The sequence below is a fragment of the Bradyrhizobium sp. USDA 3364 genome, from assembly GCF_054056355.1.
The window spans coordinates 1,685,368-1,709,030 of the sequence record NZ_JBSRYG010000002.1 but is presented as its reverse complement, the minus strand read 5'-3'; the positions used below and the strand labels follow the sequence as shown (position 1 = coordinate 1,709,030).

Here is a 23,663-nt window from a genome sequence, read left to right as displayed (position 1 = left end):
GCAATTGCGCATCGGGGAACCTCGACATTCCGGGTTCGATGCTGCGCATCGCCCCGGAATGACAGTGGTGGGAGTTACGAAAGCTTCGCCACCGGCCCGACGTCGCGCGGCAACAGACCTTCCTCGATCGCCTTGATCTGCAGCGCGAGGTAGCGCGAGTTGATGCGGCATTGCGCGAGGCTGCCGGCGATGAACCAGAGGCCGGGCTGTGGCGTGCGGGTGTACATGTTGCGCAACTCCTGGCCGTCGCCAAAGCCCCAGATCGGGCCGACCCGTGCGGCCATGGCCTCGCCGAACAGCTTCTTCACCAGTTCCTCCTGGGGCCGGTAGCCGGTCGCGAGCACGATCAGGTCGGCGGCAACCGTCTCGCCGCTCTTCAGCCGCGCGCCCTCGCTCACGAAGGTCTCGATGTCGGAAAACTGCTTCAATCCGACCGCGCCGTTCGCGACCAGATCCGAGCAGCCGACATTGAAGTAATAGCCGCCGCCGCGCGTGAGGTACTTGAACTGCCAGCCGGTGCCGCCGTCGCCGAAATCGAGCTTGAATCCCTTGCGCGCGAGGCCGTCGAGCAGCGGCATGTCGAGCTCTTTCGACTGCTCGGTCATCAGCACGTGGCTGCGTTTGGCCAGCGCGAGCGGCATCGAGGTCGCGATCAAATCGTTGTCCTCGAGCGAGCCTTCATTGTAGGCGGCATAGGCGAGCTGCGCCGACGGCTCGATATTGGTGATCAGGGTCGAGGAGCGCTGCACCAGCGTGACCTCCGCGCCGGAGGAATGCAGATCCTGCGCGATGTCGTGGCCGCTGTTGCCGGTGCCGATCACCAGCGCGCGCTTGCCGGTCCAGTCCTCGCCGTCCTCGTAGCGGCTGGAATGCATGACCTTGCCGGAAAAATTCTTCAGGCCTGACATGTCGGGCAGGTTGGGGATGCCGCTGACGCCGGTCGCCATCACCACATGGCGCGGCCGCATTGTCCGTGTCGTGCCGTCGGCGCGGCGCAGCTCGACGCTCCAGCGTCCCTGCGCGTCGTCATAGCTGCCGCCGACGAATTCCCGTGCCGGTCCAGAAATTCAGCTCCATCGCGTCGACATAGGATTCGAACCAGTTGGCGAGCTTGTCCTTCGGGATGTAGGTCGGCCAGTTCGGCGGGAACGGCATGTAGGGCAGGTGATTGACCTGCACCTGGTTGTGCAGGGTCAGCGCGTGATAGCGCTTGCGCCAATTGTCGCCGACGCGCGCTTCGCGGTCGACGATCAGCGTGTCGATCCTGAGCTGTTGCAGCCGGGCGGCAATCGCAAGCCCCGCCTGTCCGCCGCCGACAACCAGCACATCGGGATCGCGGTCGGCATACTCAGTGGATGCCTTGCGCAGGTCGAGCCAGTTGGGCCCGCGGAAGTCGCGCGAATAGGCCTGCCCACGCGGCCTGGTGTGGCCTTGCTGCTCCTCAAAACCCTTCAGCTCCTCGAGCGCGGTCAGCAGCGTCCAGGCCTTCAGCCGATCGTCGTCGGCGGCATCGGGGATCAGCCGCACGATGCCGTGGCCGCGGCCGGTCGCGGTCTCGAACTTGAAGATCGCCTCGATCGCGTTGGTGCCGGCGCGCATCACCCGGCGGGGCGCGGCGCGCTCGGCATCGATGCGGAAGTCATGCGGCGTGCTGCGACGGGCATGCGCCGGCAGTTCCTCGATGATGGCAAAGGCGCGGTTGACGGTCTGGATGTTCCAGCTCAGCGCCAGTACGTCGCGCCAGTAGCTGTCGGGGTGGAACAGCGGCTTCAGCAGCACATCGTCGGGGCCGGCCAGCGCATCCTCGAACTGCACGAGCCAATTGTCGGCGGCGACCGAAATATCGTCCGTCTTGTCGAGCATTGGGCGTTTCTCGTCATCGGCCGCCCTGGTCTCGTTTTCTTGGCGGCATTCCCTTTGCCGCAAAGCCTATACCCATTGGCGACGCCGCAGAACGGGCGCGACGGGATATCGCCTATTCGGCCAGCGACAGGATCAGGCCTTGATCCGGCGGCACGCGGCCCTGCAGGGTATCGAGATAGGCCTCGCGCACCGCGGCCGGGCCGCGCCGCTCGACGACCTCGAGCCAGTCGGGGAGATGCGGCGCGAGCTCAGCCCATGCGGCGCCAAAGCGCTGGTCGACGCCGCCGGGACCCCATTCCTTGGCGCGCTTGCGGATCTGGTCCGGCGCGAAGAACCGCACCGGCTTGGCGCCGGGCAGCGCCGGCTCGTCCGACTCGCTGGCGCGATGGGTGAGCCCGACCCGGCCGGAATAGACCATCTGCGCGCCGAAGTGTCGGTGCAGGGCCTCGCGCAGCGCGCTGTTGCCGGCCATGTCGACGTAGGCCACCGGCTCGGCCGACGGGATCGTGCTGACCTGGTCATAGGTGACGACCTCGTCATAGCAGCCGAGCGAGCTGACGAAATCGACATTGCCCCTGGAGGTCAGCCCGATCACGGGGATGCCGCGTTTGTGCAGGAGATGGGCGAGGCCGAACGCGGTCTTGCTCGAGGCCGACGACAGGATGACCCGGCGCGCGCCGTAGAACGCATTCTCGGCGAGGTAGTCGTCGACCAGGAACGAGAGCATGAACAAAGGCAGCAGCAGCGCGCGGAAATCGCCCTGCCGGCCGGCATAGGTCGGGTCGCCGGAGACGCGGGCATAGGCGTTGTAGACCGGCGAGACCTCCTGCTGGTGCGCGGCGCCGTCGTGCAGGCCGCGCTTGCCGACGTCAGCCGCCTCAATGACAAGGTGCGTTGCCATCGGGAAATAGCCGAATAGCGTTTCGCCGACTGCGATCATGGGATGTTTCGAGGCCAGCACCTCGCCAAAGCCCCAGACCGGGATGATGCCGTAGCCCTCGGGCGCCGGGAACAGCTGCCAGTATTTCAGCTGCTCGCCGATCACCGCGTAGGTGATGTTGTTGGCGGTGAAGGCGAAGCGGGTGACTTTCACCAGCAGCGCATCGGCCGGCAGCGCCGCGGCATCGGGCAACCGGGTCTCGATCACCTTGCACTGCTGCAGGTCGTTGCGGGTGACGATGAAGTCAGTGGAGTTCATGGCGATGATCCCGGCTTCAGATGTGCCGGCATCGTTGCGTCGATTGCCGGCCGTTTGCAACAGCAACTAAGTTTCAAACGCCGTTCGCTTCATCGTCACCTCAGCTGAGCTGGCCTTCGCGGTAGAGGTCGCGCAGCTTGCGCTTGAAGATCTTGCCGGTGGCCTCGCGCGGCAGCGCCTCCATGAAGCGAATATCTTTCGGCACCTTGAAATTCGCGAGCTTGCCGCGCAGGAAATCCTGGATCGCCGCAACCGACAGCGTGCTGCCGGACTCCGGCTCGACGCAGGCGAACAGCCGCTCGCCATACTCGTCGTCGGGAACGCCGAACACCGCGCAGTCGCGGACGCCGTCCATGCCGATCAGGGTATTCTCGATCTCGGCGGGATAGATGTTGACGCCGCCCGAGATCACCATGTCGCGCTTGCGGTCGCACAGGAACAGATAGCCGTCGGCGTCGAGATAGCCGACATCGCCGACGCTGATCAGGCCGTCGCGGTCGGCCTCGGCGCGCGCCTTGGCGTTGCCGTGATAGTCGAAATCTGACGTCGCGGTCTGGCGCATGAAGATCTCGCCGGGCTCGCCGACCTCGCATTGCGTTCCGTCGGGTCGGAAGATCTTGACGATGCCGCCCTCGATCGCGCGGCCGACCGTGCCGGGCTTGGCCAGCGCTTCCGCCGACGAATGCCAGACCGGGATGCCGGTCTCGGTCGAGCCGAGATATTCGTTGATGACCGGCCCCCACCACTCGATCATCGCGCGCTTGACGTCGACCGGGCAGGGCGCCGCGCCATGCACGATGAAGCGCAGCGAGGACAAATCGTAGCGGCGCCGCGTCTCCTGGGGCAGGCGCAGCAGCCGCACGAACATGGTCGGCACCATGTGCATGTGCGTGACATGGTGGCGCTCGATCAGCTGCAGTAGATCCTCCGGATCGAAGCGCGGCTCGAGCACGATCACGCAGCTATTGCGGAATGCGAGCATCCCGTAGGAGTGCGGCGCCGAATGGTACATCGGGCCGTTCATCAGGATCACCTGGCCCTCGTTCGGCTTGACGCCGTAGCTGATCGCGCCGACCCGGGCGGCCGCCGCCTGCTGCTCGGGCCGCATCGGCTTGCGCTTGACGCCTTTCGGCAGTCCTGTTGTGCCCGAGGTGTAGAACATCGGCGCGGCGCCGATTGGCGCATCGGTCAGCGGTTGGTGCGTGTCGCGCCAGCTGTCCCAGTCGGTCATGCCGTCAGGCACGCGCGTGGCCGCCGGCGTCACGCCATAGGCCGCGGCGATCTCCGGCGGCGTGGTCACCACCAGCAGCTTGATATCCGGCGACAGGCCGTCGCGGATCTGGGGCAGCAGGTCGGCGTGGCAGACCAGCGTGTCGGCACCGCTGTCCGAAAGAATGTAGGCGACCTCGTCGGCCTTCAGATGCCAGTTGATCGGCACCACCGGACTGCCGAGTGCGGCCGACGCCGCGACCACCTCGAACAGTGCGAAATCGTTGCGCAGCATCATGCCGACCGGCTTGCCGTCGCGCACGCCGAGCGCGCGGAAGCCGGTGGCCGCCCGCGCGACGCGGGCGTGGATGTCGCCATAGCTGATCTGTCGATTGCCGCTGATGATCATGCTGGGTTTCTCCAGGCGCTCGTCCAGTGTCAGGCGCTGGCCTTCATGAAGTCGTTGCGCGCCTCATTAAACTCCGTCTTCAGCCGCGCCACCAGTTCGGCGACCGGCGGGGCATCGGTGATCTGGCCGATGCCCTGGCCCGAGCCCCAGATGTCGCGCCAGGCCTTGGCCTTGGTGTTGCCGCCGGAGCCGAAATTCATCTTGGTCTTGTCGGCGACCGGCAGGTTGGCGGGATCGAGCCCCGCCGCCGCGATCGACGGCCCGAGGTAGTTGCCGTGCACGCCGGTGAACAGGTTGGAGTAAACGATGTCGTGGGCGGCAAACTCGGTCAGCGCCTGCTTGTACCTGACGTCGGCGTTGGCTTCCTCGGTCGCGATGAAGCGGGTGCCGATATAGGCGAGGTCGGCGCCGAGCGCGAGCGCAGAGGCGATGCTCCAGCCGTCGGAGATCGCGCCCGACAGCAGGATCGCGCCCTTGAACCATTGCTTGACCTCACGCACCAGCGCGAACGGCGACAAAGTGCCGGCATGTCCGCCGGCGCCGGCGCAGACCAGGATCAGGCCGTCGACGCCCTGCTCGGCGGCCTTGCGCGCATGCTTGACGTTGATGACGTCGTGGAACACCACGCCGCCATAGAAATGCGCGGCCTCGACGATCTCCGACGGCGGCCGCAGCGAGGTGATGATCACGGGCACCTTGTGCTTGACGCAGGTTTCCATGTCGCGCATCAGCCGGTCGTTGGAGGCGTGGCAGATCTGGTTGACCGCGTAGGGCGCGACCTTCTTCTCCGGATGCAGCGCCTGGTATTCGCCGAGCTCGCTCTCGATCTGCGTCAGCCATTCGCCGAGCTTCTCGGCCGGGCGGGCATTCAGCGCCGGGAAGGAGCCGACGATGCCGGCCTTGCACTGCGCGATCACGAGCTCGGGCCCAGAGACGATGAACAGCGGGGAGCCGACGACCGGCAGTTCAAGCTTGTTGGCGAGCGAAGCGGGCAGCGACATTTTCGGATCCTCCATGCGCGCCGCCCGGCCGGCGGCCGGGGCGGATCGCGATGTGTTGTGATGGCTGGAGCGGCGGCTCTGCTGGTGCGGCAATATAAGGCTGGACGGCCGCGTCATGCCGTTCAATATTGAACAGCTGACTGGCCAAGAATGAACGAAGCGCGGGAGCCAACGGCATGGATTGGGATCTCTGCAAGACGTTCGTCGCGGTGGCGGAGACGCGCAGCCTTGCCGCCGCCGCGCGGCGCCTGCGCATCAGCCATCCGACCGTCGGCCGCAACGTCGCGGCGCTCGAGAAGCAGCTCGGCACCCGCCTGTTCGCCCGCTCCAATGACGGTTTGTCACTGACATCGTACGGTCGCAGGTTCCGCGAGCACGCCGAGGCGATGGCCGCGGCCGCCTTGCGCGCCGAAGCCTCGGCGTCTGCGACCGGTGAGCAGGCCCGCGGCGTCGTCAAGCTGTCGATCGGCGCGACGCTGGCCGCGCACTGGCTGATGCCGCGGCTAGGGCCGTTCCTGCGCGATCACGCCAACATCCAGCTCGAGATTATCACCCACCCGTTTCCGGCGAGCGTGCGCCGCCGCGAGGCCGACGTGGTGCTGCGGCCGGTCGATGCCGGCGACGAGAACCTGATCGGGCGCAGGATCGGGCGGCTCGGCGCCGGCTTCTACGCGTCACGCCTCTACGCGGTGGGGCGCAAGCTTCCGGAGCGGCCGGACGAGTGGAAGGGCCACAGCGTGATCGGGTTTGCCGACCAGGCTTCGAATGCGCGTCTGGCGCAGTGGAGCGATGTCATCACGCGACAGGGCACGCTGGTGATGCGCTGCTCCTCGCAGGGCGACATGCTTGCGGCCGCGCGGGCCGGGCTCGGGATCACGGCGCTGTCCTGCCTGGTCGGGGCCGACTATCCCGATCTGGTCCGGGTCGCGCCGCAGAAGCTGTCGAGCCTCTCCGATCTCTGGCTGCTCGCCCATCCCGATCTGGTCGAGCTTCCCGCGGTGCGCGCCGTCATCGGCTTCGTCACCGACTGCGCGCGCGAGGATCGCGTCAGGCTGCGCGGCTAGAACGCATGCTCATAAATCCGAGATGTCTGCTTGGAGAATAAAGCGGCCACGCGATCTGACGAGAGGGATGCCGCCTTGTGACCCAGAGCTGTCATTGTGCCGCCGGTAGAAGAGGATAGGCTTAGCGTGGAAACGAGGTCGGTTGTGGGCCGCATATCCGCTGCCGCATCACGAATTAGATCGGTGAGGCCATGGCAGTAAAAAAAGACACGGGAACGCCACAGGCAAAAAGTGTCGAGCTTCTGGTAGCGATGACCGGCAAGGCGAGTCCCGCGAAAGCGGCCGAAGGCGACAAGCCAGTATTTGCCTATATCGAGAGCCTTCCTGAACCGCAGAAGAGCATCGCCAAACATGTCGATGCCTTGGCCTCCAAGACACTGCCGGACCTCAAACGCGCGGTGAAATGGGGAATGGCTTACTATGGCGTTCCCGATGGGTGGTGCTTCACTTCCGGCGCGTTCGTCGGTCACCTGAAGCTGATGTTTATCCGAGGTAACGAACTGCAACCAGAACCCCCGGTGACACCGATCGGAATGGGCAAGGCCACCCGCGGCGTCGAGTTGACCGCCATGGACGAGCTCGACGAAGACCAGGTGCTATCGTGGATGGCTCAGGCCGCCGAGAAACCGTTCGTCGGGGGGAAGAAGAAATAGGCCTCCGGGCGGCTGCCGTTTCTGGCCCATCTCCGACATCACCCCTCCGGCACCCCGGCTATGCGCATGCCCTCACAGAGGCGCTCTTGTCCAGAGAGATAAATAGGATTGTCGCTTATTTTGGCGGCGCGCAAGCGGCGGATCGTAAAGCCTGGGTTGAGCGCCAATCCTGCTTTCGCAGCAGTTCGCGCCTCATCGAGCGCGCCGAGCAAGCCCAAGGCAGCGGCGAGCGAAAAATGCGCGAGAGGATGAGTGCGGTTGGCCTCAATGCTTCGTCGCAGCCAACTGACGGCTTCGGCATCCGCACCGAGGTGTAGCTTTGCCACGCCTACAAAACGCATCAACCGGTTGGCACCGCGATCGCGAGGGGACAGACGGAAAGCCTCCAGTACATGGCCTTCAGTTTCGGTAGGGCGCCCCATATAGAGTTTGGCTAAACCAATAGCGCCGTGAGCATAAGCCAAATTGTGATCAAGTGCTAATGCCTGCTCGCATTCGGTAATGCCTTGCCTGGCGCGGTTTGTTGCAATGTAGACGAGAGCCAGGATCAGGTGGGCCCCAGGAACGTTTGGGGCTAGCGAAAGTGCTTTGATCGCGTTCGCTTCGGCTGCTGAAAGGAGCGCGGCCCGTTCGTCCGTTAGCAGGTCGGCTCCCACTGTCAGATCGACGTTTGCCATGCCGATCAACCCCCAAGCCGCTCCGATACCTCGGGAATCGATCACCAAAGCACGTTCAAAAAAGCCGCGCGCCCTGGTCAAGTCCTCAAGGGTCGGCCCGTTATAGAAGCAGGCAGTACCCTGAAAGAGCAGGTCTAGTGCGTCGGGATGCAGCGACCGCTCCGCTTGTCGTGCCTCGACTACAACGAGCTCTTCACCTAACGAGTGGGCCAGCCTCGATACGATTTCGTCCTGCATATCGAAGAGATCGGCGACAGGCTTTTCGAAGCGCTCGACCCAAAGATGTTTGCGGCTTTTGGCATCGATGAGCTGCACGTTCACTCGAAGCCGCTTGCCGCTGCGCTGCATGGAACCTGCAAGCACGTACCGGACGTTCAACTCGCGGCCGACTTGCTGTACGTCGATTGCTTTGCCCTTGTATGAGAACGCGCTGTTTCGGGCGATTACGAACAAGCCACCGATGCGCGACAAGTCCGTTGTTAAGTTCTCGGTTACACCATCGACGAAATAATCTTGTTCGGGATCGCCGCTGAGGTTGGCGAAAGGCAGTACAACGATGGAAAGACGAGGCGGTGAAAGTGCGCTCGATTCCGTGCGCTGACACCGTGTCGTTGGGTTGGGTTCATCCCACATCACGGCATAGGCTCGAACCGGACGGTCGATGTTTTTAAGGTTCTGTTCGCCCAGATCGGTGATCTTACCTCCAACCTTGCCTTGGACTTGCTCGTAAACAGCAGAGGAGATGCAGATCCCGCCGGGCACAGCAATGCCCTCAAGCCGTGCCGCGATATTGACGCCATCGCCAAAGATGTCGTGAGGCTCGACGAGCACATCACCAATGTTGACGCCCACGCGAAAAGCGATGCGTCTGTCTTCCGGGTCGCCGGTCGTAAGTTCGTGGACCCGGGCTTGGAACTTCATCGCAGCCCGAACCGCTTCGACCGCGCTCGAAAACTCCACCAAGAACCCGTCGCCGGTGTTCTTCACGATGCGGCCACCGTGTTCCGCAATTGCGGGCTCGACGCCGTCAGCGAGGAGCCCCATGAGCTTGGCATGGGTAGCCTCCTCGTCATTGTGCATGAGCCGCGAATAACTCGCCACGTCAGCCGCCAATATCGCCGTCAACCTGCGCTCGACCCGCATTGACCGCTCCTGCAGCATAGTCGCAATCCAACCAGTGCTTTACTACAACAAGTTGAAAGGACTGCCCATCCGCTATGTCGCCTATTGGCCCTTCGCGGACATTCAATCTGCCATCGTTGACGTCTGCTCTTTAGGGCAATCCGGACCCCGCCATTTCCGCACGCCTGTACGGGATCTATGAGTACGCGCCCTAACTAAAGCTGGAACGCACGCTCAGGCTCGCGCCCGCCATAGCGTCGCCGCGAGCAGGACGAAGACCGCGCAAGTCCACAGCGACTGCCAGTTCTCCAGCCCTTCGTTGAAGATCATGTAGATGGCGGCGGCGACAAAAATGCCGGCAAAGATCGATTCCGCCAGCGGGCGAATTCCTTTGCTTGGAGGATTGAGCAGCGTCATCGCCGCAAACGGCACCGCCGCCATGGTGAGGGGCGCGAACGGAAAATCGATGAAGCGCGGGTCGAAGATCAGGCCGAGCGCGGCCGCCGTGCCGACCACGACCGTGACGATCAAGGCCAGGCCGTGCAGGGTCACCAGCACCGATTCGGTGTGTTGGCCCTTCGGACCCAGCAATTCCAGGAAGCTCGACGGTGCGCGACCCGACACCAGGGCGTTGGCGCCAAACACCGGCGACGCCGTTGCCGCGGCCAGAAGCGAGCCCCACACCAGCCAGCCTCCCGTTCCATAGCTTTCATAGACCAGCCGTTGCGCGGCCACCCCGAACAGGATTCCTGCCGTGATCGCCGATACGCCGACCGCGAGCCATGCCGCGAACCCGGGGTCCCTCGGCTTGCGGCGCAAGGTCAGCCATGCCGCGCCGAACACCAGGATCACCAGCGCCATTCCGCTGCACATCTGCAGTTTCGAGAGCGGAAAATTGCTGATCGGATGTCCGGGCGGATATTTCAGCGTGCGCTCTTCGGAATCGAACAGACCCCAGGATCCGCCGACCGTGCCCTCGATCTCCCGCTTCCACCCTTCGTCATAGGCCTCGAACAGGTTGACGCGGAAATGCTCGCGCCGGGCAAGGTCGAGGACCTCCGAGACCACCCGCGCCTGATTGACGCGCGACGGCAGCGCGGACTCGCGCATGCGCCCCTCGCTCGGCCAACCGATCTCTCCGATAAAGATTTCCTTGCCTGGAAAAGCCGCGGCGATCTGCCGTCGGATCTCGCCGGCGTGAGCGGCCGCATCTTCGGCCCGGATCGGGATGTTTTCCCAGTACGGCAGGATATGAACCGTGATGAAATCGACGACGTCGGAGAGTTCGCGATTGCTGAGCCAGAACTCCCAGACCTCGGCATAGGTGACGGGGACGCTGACCTGCGTCTTGATCGAGCGGATCAGGGCGGCGAGGTCGGACGCCGACATTTCCTTGCGCAGCAAGACCTCGTTGCCGACCACGAGCGCGATGATCGTGTCCGGATATTCCCTGGCGAGGCGGATCGCCGTTTCGACCTGCGTTGCATTCTTCTTGCGGTCCCGATCGAGGAAAATGCCCTGGATGAGTTTCAGCCCAGCCTTGGCTGCGAGTCCAGGAATCTGATCGAGACCGAGATCGGTCGCATAGGTACGGATGCAGTTGGATATTTTCGCAAGCTGCGCCAGATCTTCCGCGATCTGTTCCGGCGAGACCTGCGTCGCCGGCGAGAGCGATGTCTGATCGTTACGGAAGGGCGCGTAGGAGATGCACTGGACCTTGTCGTTCGGATCGATCGGTGCGCGCACCAGGCGGACCGGGATGCCGAGCCACCACCAAACGGCGGCGACGGCGCCCAGCGATACCGCGAGAAGCGTCAGCGGGATACGGAGAGAAACCAGGTCCGTCTCCTTGCAACAAGGACGTGCTGGGCGTGCCAAATAGTCGAGGCCGGCAAATTGAAAAAGTATCAGTCCAGTGATGCTATATCACGCGATCACGCGGTTGGCGTGTTTTTCTCGGCGGCGCGCTACTTCGCACCGGCGATCACGCCCTCGCGATTCCTGAGCACGCGGTAGTAGGCCCACCAAAGGTGCGCTGCAGCCCCGCGCAGCGGACGCCAGGGCTCGGCGAGCGGCGCCATCTGCTTCGGCGTCGGCCGCTCCTTCAGCCCGAGCCCGGCCTTGACCGCTTCCTGAACGGCGAGGTCGCCCGCCGGCCAGGCGTCACCATGGCCGAGGCAGAACAGCAGATAGACGTCGGCGGTCCAGGGGCCGATCCCGGGCAGCGCGGTCAGCGTGTTGTGCGCGGCGTCGGCCTCCTCGTTGGCGAGCACGTCGAGGTTCAACCGTTCCTCGGCAAGCTCGCGGGCGATGTGCTTGAGCGTCTTGATCTTGGCCGCGGACAGCCCGAGCCGCCCGAGCCGGTCGGTCCGTGCCTTGCGGATCGCATCATGGTGGAACGGATCGAATGCCTTGCTGACGCGCCCCCAGATCGCGGCAGCACTCGCGGTCGACAGCTGCTGGCCGCAGATGATCGCGGCAAGCCCGGCAAATCCGGGCTCCCGCTGCCGGATCGCCGGCATCCCGGTCAATTCGAGGATCGGGCGCAGCCGGCGGTCCTGGTCGACCAGTTTGTGGATGGCGTCGTCGAGGTCGGCCTGGGTTTCGAGATGAATCAGCATTGCGGGATCTGCATCGACTCGTCATTCGCGGGCTTGACCCGCATGTCCATCTCCTATCGTAACAGAGTCTTGTCCAGATGGATCGCCGGGCATAGGCGAGCGGAAGCGACGCCGTCCTTCAGACGGCTATGCCCGGCAATGACGCGCGATCACACGCCATGCCACCCGTTTTCCGTTTTGCACCGAGTCCGAACGGCCATCTGCATCTCGGCCACGCTTTTTCGGCACTGCTCAATCACGACCTCGCGCGGCAGTCGGGCGGACGCTTGCTGCTGCGGATCGAGGACATCGATTCGACGCGCTGCCGGCCGGAATTCGAGGCCGCGATCTACGAGGACCTCGCCTGGCTCGGCATCGCGTGGGAGACGGCGGTGCGGCGGCAGTCGGAGCATTTTGCCGCCTATGGCGCGGCGATCGACCGGCTGTCGGCGCAGGGGCTCGTCTATCCGAGCTTCGAGAGCCGGGCCGACATCGCGCGGCTGGTTGCGGAGCGTGAAGCCGGCGGCGCCTGGCCGCGCGATCCGGACGGTGCGCCGCTCTATCCCGGGATGGCCAAATCGCTGCCGGCCGAAGAGCGGGACCGGCTGATCGGGCAGGGCGCGCCGTTCGCGCTGCGGCTCGACATGGCAGCCGCCTGCGCGCGGGTCGGCGACCTGCGCTGGCGGGAGGCGGGCGAGGGGCCGGCCGGCGAGAGCGGAGACGTAGCGGCCCGCCCTGAGGCCTGGGGCGACGTGATCCTGGCGCGCAAGGAGACCCCAACCAGCTACCATCTGTCGGTCGTGATCGACGACGCCCTGCAGGGTGTTACGGATGTGGTCAGGGGCGTTGACCTGTTCTGGTCGACCAGCGTGCATCGGCTGTTGCAGGAACTGCTTGGCCTGCCCGTGCCGGCCTACCGGCACCACGCGCTGATCCGGGACGCGGCCGGTCGGAAACTGTCGAAATCGACCCTCTCGACCGGATTGCGCGAGCTGCGGGCGGAGGGGGCGAGCCCGGCCGATATCCGCCGCCTGGTCGGTTTGGTGTAGTCCGCCAGGAAGGTGCGGCGCTCCTCTTCCTCTTGCGGCGTCAGACACCGGCGGCCGCCGGCTCCTTTGCATGGGGTTGTTTTCGACATTTTGGCCGGTGGCGCTCCTGCGACAGCTCTGCTCTTGCAGGGAAGGGCGCCGCAAGTGGACGGACCGCTTACCATCATCCCGATTTGCCTTGGCCCTCCCAAACAGCGCCGTGACTCCGCCGCTCCCGGCATGCCATGTTGCCTCCGGGGCGGGGTCACGGAGATCATGGCGACATCATCGCGCGGAGAGCGCAGCAAGCGGCGAGCAAAGGGCGCGCCTTCGAAGACCCGCGCCGCCAAGACCCGCAAGACCCGCAAGGCCAAGGCGGCGGCCAAGCCGCGCCACATGCGGTCCGCGCCAAAGGCATCGGCCAAGTCCGGACCCGGCATGGTCGAGACTGCGCTCGCCGCCTTTGCCCATGAGGTGCGGACGCCGTTGACCGGAATCCTCGCGATCAGCAACCTGCTCGCGACATCGGAACTCGGCGAGCGCGAGCGGCGCTGGGTCGACACCATCAAGGCCGGCGCCGAGCACCTGGCGAGCCTTGCGACCCTGTTCGTCGATGCCGCCCGCAGCGAGGGGCCCGGGCTCGAGATCCGGCAGGACTTCTTCGACCTGCGCACGCTGGCGCGCCACGCCGGCGATTCGCTGGCCGGCCGCGCAGCCGCCAAGGGGCTGCAGGCCTCCGTCGAGATATCCGACAAGCTGCCCGGCTTCGCGGTCGGCGATCCCGTCCGGTTGCGCGCGGCGCTGGAGAACCTGATCGACAATGCCGTCAAGTTCACCGAGCAGGGCAGCATCGAGCTGCATGTCGCGCCGGTGCGCGCGGCCAAGGGCAGGAACGGCGGTAAGAACGGCGGTGGGATTGGCGTAGCCTTCGCGATCTCGGACAGCGGCATCGGCCTGACGCTGTCCGAGGTGAAGCGGCTGTTCCGGCCGTTCTCGCAGGCCAATGTCTCGATCGCCGCGCGGTTCGGCGGCTCCGGGCTCGGCCTGTCCTCGGTGAAGCAACTCGCGCGGGCCATGGGCGGCGACGTGGTCGCGGCCCGGCGTGCCGGCGGCGGCACCACCTTCACGCTCAATGTGGTGCTGGCGCCCGCAGAACGGCCGGCCGGCGCGACGTCGAGCGACGCGGCCGCGGCGCTGTCATCGCAGGGATTGCGGCTGCTCAGTGTCGAAGACAATCCGTTCGGCCGCGTCGTGCTCAACACGATCCTGACCGAGCTCGGCCACCAAACCGAATTCATCGGTCAGGGCGAGGGCGCGCCGGAGCGGCTCGGCAAGGGCGGCTTCGACGCCGTGCTGATGGACATGGTGCTGCCCGGCATCGGCGGCGTCGAGGCGATCAAGCGTATCCGCGCGCTGGCGCCGCCGCATGGCCGTATCGTGATCGTCGGGATTTCCGGCCGCGGCGAGGACGAAGCGGCGGCGCGCGCCGCCGGCGCCGACGCCTTCCTGGTCAAGCCTGTTTCTCCGCGGGCGCTAGCGACTGCGCTGCTTGAAGCGACACGCCGCGCGGCAGCCGCGACTTGATGATCGCGGCGTTCAATTCGCCGCCGAACACGAAGATCGCGGCGATGAAATACAGGAACACCAGCGCGATCACCACCGAGGCGAGCCCCGCATACATCGTGACGTAATTGTTGGCGAAGCGCGCGAGGTACATGCCGAAGCCGATGCCCGAGATCAGCGACGCCACCACGGTAAAGATGATGCCGGGCAGGATCTGCGTGAAGCCGCGGCGGCCCGCCGGCAGCCAGGCGTGCAGGATGAAGAGCGCGACGACCAGCGCCAGCACCGTGATGCCGTAGCGGGCGGTGTTGAGCAGGCTCTCGTTCGATTCGACGAAGAACGGGATGTAGCGCCGCGCGGCCTCGATGATCAGCGGCCCGAGCACGATCAGGAACGCCATCGCGAGCGACGTGAACGCCGCGACCAGCGTGTAGCCGATCGACTCCAGTCGCAGCCAGTACCAGCGCCGCGGTTCGATCACGGCATAGGCGCGGTTCAGCGCCACCCGCAGCGCCTCGACGCCGTTGGAGGCGAAGTAGACCGCGAGCACCGCGCCAATGGTCAGAATGTCGCCGCGCGTCGTGGTCAGCACGTCGTGGATCTGGCCGGACAGCGCGTCGGCGACCTGCTGCGGCCAGACCTGCAGCAACAGCCCGACCGCCTGGTCGGCAAGCTCCTTGGAGCCGACGAATCCGGCCACCGACGTCAGCACGATCAGGAACGGAAACAGCGCCATCAGGGTCGACAGCGCGATATGGCTCGCGATCGCCCAGCCGTCATCGGCGAGGAACGTGTAAAAGGCATCCATCACGACATGCGCGACGTAACGAAGCTGCTTCACATTCCACCCGGCATTGTCGAAAACCGCTCGGTCCGAGAACCGACCCAGCATCTGATATTACGCACTGAAAAGCCAGTTGGTTGCATGGCCGGGCTGTGTGGAAGTCCGCGTCCTGCGGTGTTATGTACCGCAGATGACATCCCTTCTCAGCACGATCATTCTTCCCATCGCCGTCGGCGCCGTCGCGCTGGTGCTCCTGCTCGGCCTCATCAACATGATGAAGGGCGGCTCGCCGAACACGTCGCAGAAGCTGATGCGGCTGCGCGTGCTGCTGCAGTTCGTCGCCATCGTCATCGCGATGCTCGCGGTCTGGGCGATGGGGCGATGACAGCAATGCGCAAACCTTAGGAGATCGCGGCCATGGTCGTACTCAATCGGATCTACACGCGCACCGGCGATGACGGCACCACCGCGCTCGGCTCCGGCGAGCGGCGGCCGAAATACGATCTGCGCGTCGCCGCCTACGGCACCGTCGACGAGACCAACGCCGCGGTCGGCGTGGTGCGGCTGCATCTCGCCGGCAGTCCCGAGGTCGATGCGATGCTCGGCCGGATCCAGAACGACCTGTTCGATCTCGGCGCCGACCTCGCGGTGCCCGAGCGCGAGGGCAAGGCTGAACGTCTGCGCATGCTGGCGAGCCAGGTCGAGCGGCTCGAGCGCGACATCGACAGCCTGAACGACCAGCTCGCACCACTGACCTCGTTCGTGCTGCCCGGCGGGACGGCTGCCTCCGCATATCTGCATCTTGCCCGGACGATATGTCGCCGCGCGGAACGGATGATGGTGGAACTCGCCGCCCGGCCCGACGAGCCGGTCAATGCCGCTGGCATTCAGTATATGAACCGGCTGTCGGATTTCCTGTTCGTTGCCAGCCGCTTCCAGAACAATAAGGGGGCGGGAGACGTGTTGTGGGTGCCGGGCCAGAACCGCTAAACTGGTTCAAAACCGGGTGACGGTTTTTTGGCATTGGCGCGTTGACCGGGGGAAAACGGACCTTTAGGTTCCGCGCCAGCCAACCGAAACCCATAAAATCAAAGCGAAAGAGGATCGATGAAGGTTCTTGTGCCGGTAAAGCGGGTCGTCGACTACAACGTCAAGGTCCGCGTCAAGAGTGACGGGACGGGCGTGGAGCTCGCCAACGTCAAGATGTCGATGAACCCGTTCGACGAAATCGCCGTCGAGGAAGCGCTGCGGCTGAAGGAAGCCGGCAAGGCGACCGAAGTGGTGGTGGTGTCGATCGGACCGGCGCAGGCCTCCGAGACCATTCGCACCGGGCTTGCGATGGGTGCCGACCGCGGCATCCTGGTCAAGGCCGAAGGCAATGTCGAACCGCTCGCGGTCGCCAAGATCCTGAAGGCGGTGGTCGAGGCGGAGCAGCCCGGCCTCGTCATCCTCGGCAAGCAGGCGATCGACGACGATAGCAACCAGACCGGCCAGATGCTGGCCGCGCTGCTCGGCTGGTCGCAGGCGACCTTCGCCTCCAAGCTCGAGGTCGAAGGAAGTGACTTCAAGGTCACGCGCGAAGTCGACGGCGGCCTGCAGACCATCAAGCTGAAGGGCCCGGCGATCGTCACCACTGACCTCCGCCTCAACGAGCCGCGCTATGCGTCGCTGCCCAACATCATGAAGGCGAAGAAGAAGCCGATCGACGACAAGAGCGTTGCTGACTACGGCGTCGACGTGACGCCGCGTCTGGAAGTGCTGAAGACCGCGGAACCGGCAGGCCGCAAGGCGGGCGTCAAGGTCAAGGACGTCGCCGAACTCGTGAACAAGCTCAAGACCGAAGCCGGGGTTCTCTGATGACGACGCTGTTGATTGCTGAACACGACCACGAGACCCTGAAGGACTCGACCAACAAGGCGCTGACCGCGGCGAGCCAGCTCGGCGGCGACGTGCATGTGCTGGTTGCCGGCGGCGGCCAGGGCACCAAGGCCGCGGCGGAAGCCGCCGCCAAGCTTGCCGGCGTCACCAAGGTGCTGGTGGCCGAAGGCCCCGCCTATGAGCACGACCTTGCCGAGCCGCTGGCCGCGCTGATCGTGGCGCTGGCCTCCGGCTATGACGCCTTCGTGGCGCCCGCGACCTCGCGCTTCAAGAACGTGATGCCGCGCGTCGCAGCGCTGCTCGACGTCATGCAGGTCTCCGAGATCATCAAGGTCGTCGCGCCCGACACCTTCGAGCGGCCGATCTATGCCGGCAATGCGATCCAGACCGTGAAGTCGAAGGATGCCAAGAAGGTGATCACGGTCCGCACCTCGACCTTCGCCGCCGCCGGTGAAGGCGGCAGCGCTGCGATCGAGAACGCCGCTTCGGCCGCCGATCCCGGCCTGTCGACGTTCGTCGGCGAGGAAGTCGCCAAGAGCGACCGTCCGGAACTGACCTCGGCCAAGATCATCGTCTCGGGCGGCCGCGCCATGCAGAGCCGCGAGAACTTCGCCAAGTACATCGAGCCGCTCGCCGACAAGCTCGGCGCCGGTGTCGGCGCCTCGCGCGCCGCGGTCGATGCCGGCTATGCGCCGAACGACTGGCAGGTCGGCCAGACCGGCAAGGTGGTGGCTCCGGAACTTTATGTCGCGGTCGGCATCTCCGGCGCGATCCAGCATCTGGCCGGCATGAAGGACTCCAAGGTGATCGTCGCCATCAACAAGGATGAAGACGCGCCGATCTTCCAGGTCGCCGATTACGGCCTGGTCGCCGACCTCTACCAGGCGGTTCCGGAGCTGACCGAAGCGCTCGGCAAGCTCGGAAAGTAAGCGACAGGACGCCGGCCGGATGGCTAAGCTCCGGCCGGTGTTATGATTTTCGAGGCAATGATCCGGAAACGTTTTTCCGAAAGGATCATGCTCGACAGGGGAGAACGGGATCGGGATGTGATGACCTGTCATCACATCATGGTCCCGGGAAACGTTTTCCGGCGGATTGGGCAACCCGGAAGGCTTCACTTCGGGTATCGTTGGAATTGGGCAGGCGCGACATGCGCGCCGTTCCGGTGGATGACAAGATGACCGTGGCAATCAAAAAGGTCGGCGTGATCGGTTCGGGCCAGATGGGCAATGGCATCGCCCATGTGGCGGCGCTGGCCGGCTTCGACGTGGTGCTCAACGACGTGTCCGGCGACCGGCTGAAGTCGGCGCTGGCAACCATCAACGGCAATCTGACCCGCCAGGTTTCCAAGAAGGCGATCAGCGAGACCGAGCGCAAGCAGGCGCTCGACCGCATCACCTCCGCCGAGACGCTCGATGCGCTCGCCGATTGCGATCTCGTGATCGAGACCGCGATCGAGAAGGAAGAGACCAAGCGCAAGATCTTCCACGAGGTCTGCGCGGTGCTGAAGCCGGAAGCGATCGTCGCGACCAACTCGTCGTCGATCTCGATCACAAGGCTCGCCGCCTCGACCGACCGCCCGGAGAAATTCATCGGCATTCATTTCATGAATCCGGTGCCGGCGATGGAGCTGGTCGAGTTGATCCGCGGCATCGCCACCGACGACACCACCTTCGACACCGCCAAGGCGTTCGTCGCCAAGCTCGGCAAGCAGGTCGCGGTGTCGGAGGATTTCCCCGCCTTCATCGTCAACCGCATTTTGCTGCCGATGATCAACGAGGCGATCTACACGCTGTATGAAGGCGTCGGCAACGTCGAGGCGATCGACGCCGCGATGAAGCTCGGCGCGCATCATCCGATGGGCCCGCTCGAGCTCGCCGACTTCATCGGCCTCGACACCTGCCTGTCGATCATGCAGGTGCTGCACGAGGGGCTGGCCGACTCCAAGTACCGGCCGTGCCCGCTGCTGGTGAAATACGTCGAGGCCGGCTGGCTCGGACGCAAGAGCCAGCGTGGCTTCTACGACTACCGCGGCGACAAGCCGGTCCCGACCCGGTAGGCGATGCGTCAGCCTGACGCGGCCACCCGTTACCCAAGCATTAACTTTCGCGCGCTACGTCAACCCGGACTTGCACGTTGAACTTGCAAGTTGGACTTGGGAGTACCGCGTATGGACATGATGAGCATGGTCACCAGCATCCTCTCGATGCAGCAGGGCAACCTGCAGGGTGAGATCGCGACCCGCGTGACCAAGCAGAACCTCGACGCGGAGAAGTTCGCGGTTCAGACCCTGCTCGGCAGCCCGTCCACCGCCAATCTCGGTCCCGGCATCGGCGACAATCTCAACGCCGTCGCTTGATTTCGCGGCATCTTCCCTAGCTTTCTCCTCATCCTGAGAGGCTGTGACCCTATTTGAAGTTAGCAGCTGCGGCAAAGCGGGATTGGGCTTTGACGATTTGATGGCCAGGCTTCAAGCTGCAGCCTGGAGCAGGCGGTGGCCGGCCAGGATGTTGTTGGTGAGTGCGAACCAGCGCAGGACCGTCTGGACCTTTTTGAGGCCGCGTACGGTGAACTGCTGCAGGCCCCAGTTGCGGAAGCGAGCGTTGATACACTCCGCCTGGGCTCGACGCTTGTAGATCGACTTGCCACGTGGGCTCTTCATGCGGGCTCGCCAGGCGGCGACGCCGGGCCCATCGTTGTCGCGTGGCTCATATGGGTCGCGCTGGTGCTTGCTGCGTGAAGGCGGCCCGTAGACCTTGATGCCGCGGTCAGCCGCCCACTCGGTATCCTCATTCTTGTTGAAGCCGCCGTCGATCAGCAACCGCTTCGGCCATCGGCCATGGCGGCGGTTGATCTCCTCCAGCATCGGCCGGGCCAAGCCGCGGTCGGAGCCGACGGTTTTGACGTCCGGGATGATCACGATCTGGCCACCGGCGACGGTCGAGAGCTGGCAATTGTAGGCGGGGCGGAAGCCGCCATCGGCCATTTTCATGACGCGGGCATCGGGGTCGGTGGTGGAGGCGCGCGGCTCCTTCTGCTTCTCGACCTCCTTCTTGTTGGTCTTGCTGCGCCGTTCGCGTTCCGCCTCGATCTCGGCCAGCTTTTTCAGCGCTGCCGCCACGCGCTGCTCGCGTTCACGCAGGGCCCGTTCGTTGGCCGCAGCGATCCGCCGGCTGCTGGCTTGCGGATCGTCGGCTGCTTCGTCCTTCAGCTGTCGGATCAATCGTTGCGCCTTGCGCAACTCCTTGTGAAGCTTCCTGCGGCGGCGGAACGACTTGCTCCCAGCCGAGGCACGTACCCGCACTCCGTCCTGCGCCACCTCATCGAGGTCGATGATCTCGGCCACCGACAGGCTGGCGATGTTTTCGCTCAACAGCCGATCCAGAAGCTCCGGATGCGCCGTGCGGAAGTCGGCAAGGCCGTGATAGTTCACACTCACCCCGCCGCAGAGCCACCGATAGACGTCGTGGCTCTCACACAGCCTGGCCAGCGCTCGCGCGCTGCCAACCCCCTCGCTCGTCGCATAAAGCCACAGTGCCAGTAAAAGCCGCGGGCTCGCCGGGGCCTGTCCCGCCGTGTGGGTTCGAGCTCTAATCGCCTCTTCAAGCTCGCCCAGATCAAGCTTCTCGACGTAAGCCCAGATCACCCGGACTGGATGATCGGCGGCTACCAGCGCCTCCAGATCGACTGCCCGAAGCTCGATCTGATCGCGTACCGGTTCCCGCATCCGCGGCTGCCCCGGATCGCTCTCCCGCTCAGCTTTTTGTACCGGAAGATCGGCAAACAGTTCGTCGCCAGGCATCGCTGCACCTCTCGGATAGTACAGCTGCAGGAATCACTCCGCGTAGGAAAACTCAACCCTCATCCCGAACAAAGATTCACAGCCTCTGAGGAGCCCGCGTCAGCGGGCGTCTCGAAGGATGCAGGCCACAGACCGGGCCTCATGGTTCGAGATGCGCGTTCCGCGCTCCTCACCATGAGGGGCGATAGATATCAGAACCCCGCCGCGGCCGGTTGCAGCGCCGCCTTCACCAGCTTGATCGCGTCGTCGCTTGCCCATTCGGCGGGACCGGCGATGTTGGCGATTTCGCAGCCCTTGCCGTCGACCAGCACCGAGGTCGGCATGCCCAGCGCCTTGCCTATGTTCTTAAGGTCCTGAAAGACCTTGGCTTTCTGGTCGCTGAAATAGCCGAGCCTGGTCAGATTGGCCTCTTTCAGGAAGTTTTTCGGCTTGTCCGGGTCGCGGGTGTCGATGTTGATCGCGACCACCTCGAAATCCTTGCCGCCGAGCTTGGTCTGCAGGTTGTCGAGCGCCGGCATTTCCTTGCGGCAGGGCACGCACCAAGTCGCCCACAGATTGACCAGCACGGTCTTGCCGCGCCAGTCCGAGAGTTTCTTCGGCTGGCCGTTGGCGTCCTCAAAGGTAAGGTCGGGCAGCTTCAGCGGGATGGTGGCCATGGTCAGCGCCGCGACCTCGCCATGGGCGAGCGGGGCGATCTTCTTCGCCAGGTCCACCGCGCTGTTGCAGGCGACATCGCCGCCCGCGGGATGCCTGAGGCTGGAGACCCCGATATAGCCGATCACGGCCCCGGCAAGCACGGCGCCGATCACCAGCGGGATGCGCCGCTTGGCAGTCGGCTTGGCCGTCGACTTGGCGGTCGGCTCGGATGGGGTCGTCTCGGGCATATCGTTTGTCATCCTGGGTCAGATGTGGCTATGCAGTGCCGGGAATACGTTCGGAACCGCCATGCTGTTTCGCCGCTACGGCCAAGGAAACGGCAAGGCCTGCAATACAAATTCGTGAGCGAGATGTCATGAGCAACAAGATGTGGGGCGGCCGGTTCTCGGAGCGTCCCGACGCGATCATGGAGGAAATCAACGTCTCCATCGACGTCGACCGTCACCTTTATGCCCAGGACATTGCCGCGTCCAAGGCCCACGCCGCGATGCTCGCCGCGCAAGGCATCATCACGTCAGCTGATGCGAAAAATATCGGTAAAGGTCTAGACACGATTTTGTCAGAGATCGGCAAGGGCGATTTCGACTTCAAGCGCGCGCTCGAGGACATCCACATGAATGTGGAGTCGCGGCTGTCGGAGCTGATCGGGCCCGCCGCGGGCCGGCTGCACACCGCGCGCTCGCGCAACGACCAGGTCGCGACCGATTTCCGGCTCTATGTCCGCGACACCATCGACGAGACAAACGCGGCGCTGGCCGCGTTCCAGCAGGCGCTGGTCACCCGCGCGCTGGAACATGCCGGAACGGTCATGCCGGGTTTCACCCATCTGCAGACCGCGCAGCCCGTGACCTTCGGTCATCATCTGCTGGCCTATGTCGAGATGGCCTCCCGCGACCGCGGCCGCTTTGCCGATGCGCGCAAGCGGCTGAACGAATCGCCGCTGGGTGCCGCCGCGCTCGCCGGCACCTCGTTTCCGATCGACCGCACCGCGACCGCCAGGGCGCTCGGCTTCGACCGGCCGATGGCCAATTCGCTCGATGCGGTGTCGGACCGCGATTTCGTGCTGGAGACGCTGTCGGCGGCGTCGATCTGCGCCGTGCACATGTCGCGCTTCGCCGAGGAGATCGTGATCTGGACCTCGCCCTTGGTCGGCCTCGTCAGGCTCAGCGACAAGTTCACCACCGGCTCGTCGATCATGCCGCAGAAGCGCAATCCGGACGCGGCCGAGCTGGTGCGCGCCAAGACCGGCCGCGTGATCGGCGCGCTGTCAGCGCTGCTGATCGTGATGAAGGGCCTGCCGCTCGCGTATCAAAAGGATATGCAGGAGGACAAGCAGGGCGCCATGGAGGCGTTCGAGGCGCTGTCGCTCGCGATCCGGGCCATGACCGGCATGGTCGAGGACCTGGTGCCGGACGAGGCGAAGATGAAGGCCGCCGCCGGCGAGGGTTACGCCACCGCGACCGACCTAGCCGACTGGCTGGTGCGCACCCTGAAAATGCCGTTCCGCGACGCCCACCACGTTACCGGGCGCATCGTCGGCCTCGCCTCCAAGCAGGGCATGGCGCTGCACGAGCTGCCGCTTGCGGCCATGCAGGAGGTCGAGCCGAAGATCACCGCCGATGCGCTGAAGGTGCTCAGCGTCGAATCCTCGGTGAAGAGCCGGAGCTCGTTCGGCGGCACGGCGCCGAAGAATGTGATGGCGCAGGCCAAGGCCTGGGCCAAGCGGCTGGAAAAAGAGCGAAAATTGGGCTGAACGGGAAAATTTGGCCGTGATTTCATCGCGCTCCGCCTCTCGCCAGAGCACGCCAATGTTTGTATGGTGCGGCCCGAATTGGGGAATTCGTCGTGATTAGCAAGAACCGCCTGACCCCCTCGGGATGGGCCATCATTGTGCTGAGCGTATCAGCGCTTGTGCTCGGCGGCTGCGGCCGCAAGGGACCGCTCGACCTGCCGCCGACCGCGAACGCCGCGCCGGGCGCGGCACCGGGCGACACCGATAGCGAGCGGGCGGCGCAGCCCAGCGTGTTCAATCCGACCTACGGCTCGGAGGCCGCGCCGGCCGCGTCGCGCGGCAATAAACGGCCCTTCGTCCTCGATCCGCTGCTCGGCAATTAATATCTCGAGCATGATCCGGAAAAGTGGAAGCCGGTTTTCC

21 protein-coding genes and 1 pseudogene are annotated in these 23,663 nt (G+C 64.9%); 12 read left to right on the top strand and 10 right to left on the bottom strand.

Features of this window, described 5'->3' with window-relative positions:
* Window positions 1-74 precede the first annotated feature (74 nt).
* The 4 genes and pseudogenes from ACVILL_RS07995 to ACVILL_RS07980 all read right to left on the bottom strand — a co-directional run bounded on the left by ACVILL_RS07995 (window position 75) and on the right by ACVILL_RS07980 (window position 5,680).
* Window positions 75-1,863 (bottom strand): annotated as a pseudogene (locus ACVILL_RS07995) (flavin-containing monooxygenase).
* 112 nt (window positions 1,864-1,975) lie between these two features.
* The gene (locus ACVILL_RS07990; protein WP_456728569.1) at window positions 1,976-3,061 is read right to left on the bottom strand and encodes a DUF2855 family protein; all 1,086 of its coding nucleotides are present in this window, start codon (window positions 3,059-3,061) and stop codon (window positions 1,976-1,978) included.
* Between the two features lie 100 nt (window positions 3,062-3,161).
* Window positions 3,162-4,679, bottom strand: a complete 1,518-nt coding sequence (locus tag ACVILL_RS07985; protein ID WP_456728568.1) for an acyl-CoA synthetase — start codon at window positions 4,677-4,679, stop codon at window positions 3,162-3,164.
* A gap of 29 nt (window positions 4,680-4,708) precedes the next feature.
* Window positions 4,709-5,680 (bottom strand): NAD(P)H-dependent flavin oxidoreductase, encoded by a 972-nt coding sequence (locus ACVILL_RS07980; protein WP_456728567.1) that lies wholly within the window; start codon window positions 5,678-5,680, stop codon window positions 4,709-4,711.
* Window positions 5,681-5,856: 176 nt separating this feature from the next.
* On the opposite strand from ACVILL_RS07980, the gene ACVILL_RS07975 reads away from it, so the two are divergent.
* Together ACVILL_RS07975 and ACVILL_RS07970 are read left to right on the top strand one after the other, a co-directional pair.
* Window positions 5,857-6,744, top strand: a complete 888-nt coding sequence (locus tag ACVILL_RS07975; protein ID WP_456728566.1) for a LysR family transcriptional regulator — start codon at window positions 5,857-5,859, stop codon at window positions 6,742-6,744.
* A 191-nt stretch (window positions 6,745-6,935) separates the two neighbouring features.
* A complete protein-coding gene (locus tag ACVILL_RS07970) occupies window positions 6,936-7,397 on the top strand; it encodes a DUF1801 domain-containing protein (protein WP_456728565.1) in 462 nt (153 codons plus the stop codon).
* A 38-nt stretch (window positions 7,398-7,435) separates the two neighbouring features.
* Here ACVILL_RS07970 and ACVILL_RS07965 read toward each other — a convergent pair whose 3' ends face one another.
* From ACVILL_RS07965 to ACVILL_RS07955, 3 genes are all read right to left on the bottom strand, one after another.
* On the bottom strand, window positions 7,436-9,235 hold the full coding sequence (locus ACVILL_RS07965) for an adenylate/guanylate cyclase domain-containing protein (protein ID WP_456728564.1): 1,800 nt from the start codon (window positions 9,233-9,235) through the stop codon (window positions 7,436-7,438).
* Window positions 9,236-9,430: 195 nt separating this feature from the next.
* Window positions 9,431-10,993 (bottom strand): glycoside hydrolase family 17 protein, encoded by a 1,563-nt coding sequence (locus ACVILL_RS07960; protein ID WP_456734204.1) that lies wholly within the window; start codon window positions 10,991-10,993, stop codon window positions 9,431-9,433.
* A gap of 170 nt (window positions 10,994-11,163) precedes the next feature.
* On the bottom strand, window positions 11,164-11,817 hold the full coding sequence (locus ACVILL_RS07955; protein WP_456728563.1) for a DNA-3-methyladenine glycosylase family protein: 654 nt from the start codon (window positions 11,815-11,817) through the stop codon (window positions 11,164-11,166).
* Between the two features lie 158 nt (window positions 11,818-11,975).
* On the opposite strand from ACVILL_RS07955, the gene gluQRS reads away from it, so the two are divergent.
* Window positions 11,976-12,845 (top strand): tRNA glutamyl-Q(34) synthetase GluQRS, encoded by an 870-nt coding sequence (gluQRS, locus tag ACVILL_RS07950; protein ID WP_456728562.1) that lies wholly within the window; start codon window positions 11,976-11,978, stop codon window positions 12,843-12,845.
* 255 nt (window positions 12,846-13,100) lie between these two features.
* Window positions 13,101-14,408 carry an ATP-binding protein gene (locus ACVILL_RS07945; RefSeq protein ID WP_456728561.1) on the top strand — a complete coding sequence of 436 codons (1,308 nt, stop codon included), beginning with the start codon at window positions 13,101-13,103 and terminating at the stop codon, window positions 14,406-14,408.
* Here ACVILL_RS07945 and ACVILL_RS07940 read toward each other — a convergent pair.
* Window positions 14,335-15,195: a YihY/virulence factor BrkB family protein gene (locus tag ACVILL_RS07940; protein WP_456734203.1), complete on the bottom strand. Its 861-nt coding sequence runs from the start codon at window positions 15,193-15,195 to the stop codon at window positions 14,335-14,337. The genes ACVILL_RS07945 and ACVILL_RS07940 overlap by 74 nt on opposite strands.
* A 166-nt stretch (window positions 15,196-15,361) precedes the next feature.
* Here ACVILL_RS07940 and ACVILL_RS07935 point away from each other — a divergent pair, with 166 nt between their 5' ends.
* From ACVILL_RS07935 to ACVILL_RS07910, 6 genes are all read left to right on the top strand, one after another.
* Window positions 15,362-15,556, top strand: coding sequence for a twin transmembrane helix small protein (locus ACVILL_RS07935; protein ID WP_028340366.1), 195 nt, complete (start codon window positions 15,362-15,364; stop codon window positions 15,554-15,556).
* A gap of 32 nt (window positions 15,557-15,588) precedes the next feature.
* Window positions 15,589-16,161 carry a cob(I)yrinic acid a,c-diamide adenosyltransferase gene (locus tag ACVILL_RS07930; RefSeq protein ID WP_456728560.1) on the top strand — a complete coding sequence of 191 codons (573 nt, stop codon included), beginning with the start codon at window positions 15,589-15,591 and terminating at the stop codon, window positions 16,159-16,161.
* A gap of 117 nt (window positions 16,162-16,278) precedes the next feature.
* Window positions 16,279-17,028: an electron transfer flavoprotein subunit beta/FixA family protein gene (locus ACVILL_RS07925; protein ID WP_016845285.1), complete on the top strand. Its 750-nt coding sequence runs from the start codon at window positions 16,279-16,281 to the stop codon at window positions 17,026-17,028.
* Complete coding sequence (locus ACVILL_RS07920; RefSeq protein WP_456728559.1) at window positions 17,028-17,978, top strand: electron transfer flavoprotein subunit alpha/FixB family protein; 951 nt, start codon at window positions 17,028-17,030, stop codon at window positions 17,976-17,978. The genes ACVILL_RS07925 and ACVILL_RS07920 overlap by 1 nt, the downstream gene beginning before the upstream one ends.
* 248 nt (window positions 17,979-18,226) lie before the next feature.
* Window positions 18,227-19,108 carry a 3-hydroxybutyryl-CoA dehydrogenase gene (locus tag ACVILL_RS07915; RefSeq protein ID WP_456728558.1) on the top strand — a complete coding sequence of 294 codons (882 nt, stop codon included), beginning with the start codon at window positions 18,227-18,229 and terminating at the stop codon, window positions 19,106-19,108.
* Between the two features lie 111 nt (window positions 19,109-19,219).
* Window positions 19,220-19,408: a putative motility protein gene (locus tag ACVILL_RS07910; RefSeq protein WP_456728557.1), complete on the top strand. Its 189-nt coding sequence runs from the start codon at window positions 19,220-19,222 to the stop codon at window positions 19,406-19,408.
* A 111-nt stretch (window positions 19,409-19,519) separates the two neighbouring features.
* On the opposite strand, the gene ACVILL_RS07905 is transcribed toward ACVILL_RS07910, so the two are convergent.
* Complete coding sequence (locus tag ACVILL_RS07905) at window positions 19,520-20,851, bottom strand: IS1182 family transposase (RefSeq protein ID WP_456728556.1); 1,332 nt, start codon at window positions 20,849-20,851, stop codon at window positions 19,520-19,522.
* 191 nt (window positions 20,852-21,042) lie between these two features.
* Entirely contained in the window at window positions 21,043-21,735 is a 693-nt protein-coding gene (gene tlpA / locus ACVILL_RS07900) for a thiol:disulfide interchange protein TlpA (RefSeq protein WP_456728555.1), read from the bottom strand.
* Between the two features lie 128 nt (window positions 21,736-21,863).
* Between tlpA and argH the strand changes: the two genes are divergently transcribed.
* Together argH and lptM are read left to right on the top strand one after the other, a co-directional pair.
* Window positions 21,864-23,261, top strand: a complete 1,398-nt coding sequence (gene argH / locus ACVILL_RS07895; RefSeq protein WP_456728554.1) for an argininosuccinate lyase — start codon at window positions 21,864-21,866, stop codon at window positions 23,259-23,261.
* A 92-nt stretch (window positions 23,262-23,353) separates the two neighbouring features.
* The gene (gene lptM, locus ACVILL_RS07890) at window positions 23,354-23,623 is read left to right on the top strand and encodes an LPS translocon maturation chaperone LptM (protein WP_456728553.1); all 270 of its coding nucleotides are present in this window, start codon (window positions 23,354-23,356) and stop codon (window positions 23,621-23,623) included.
* Window positions 23,624-23,663: the final 40 nt, after the last annotated feature.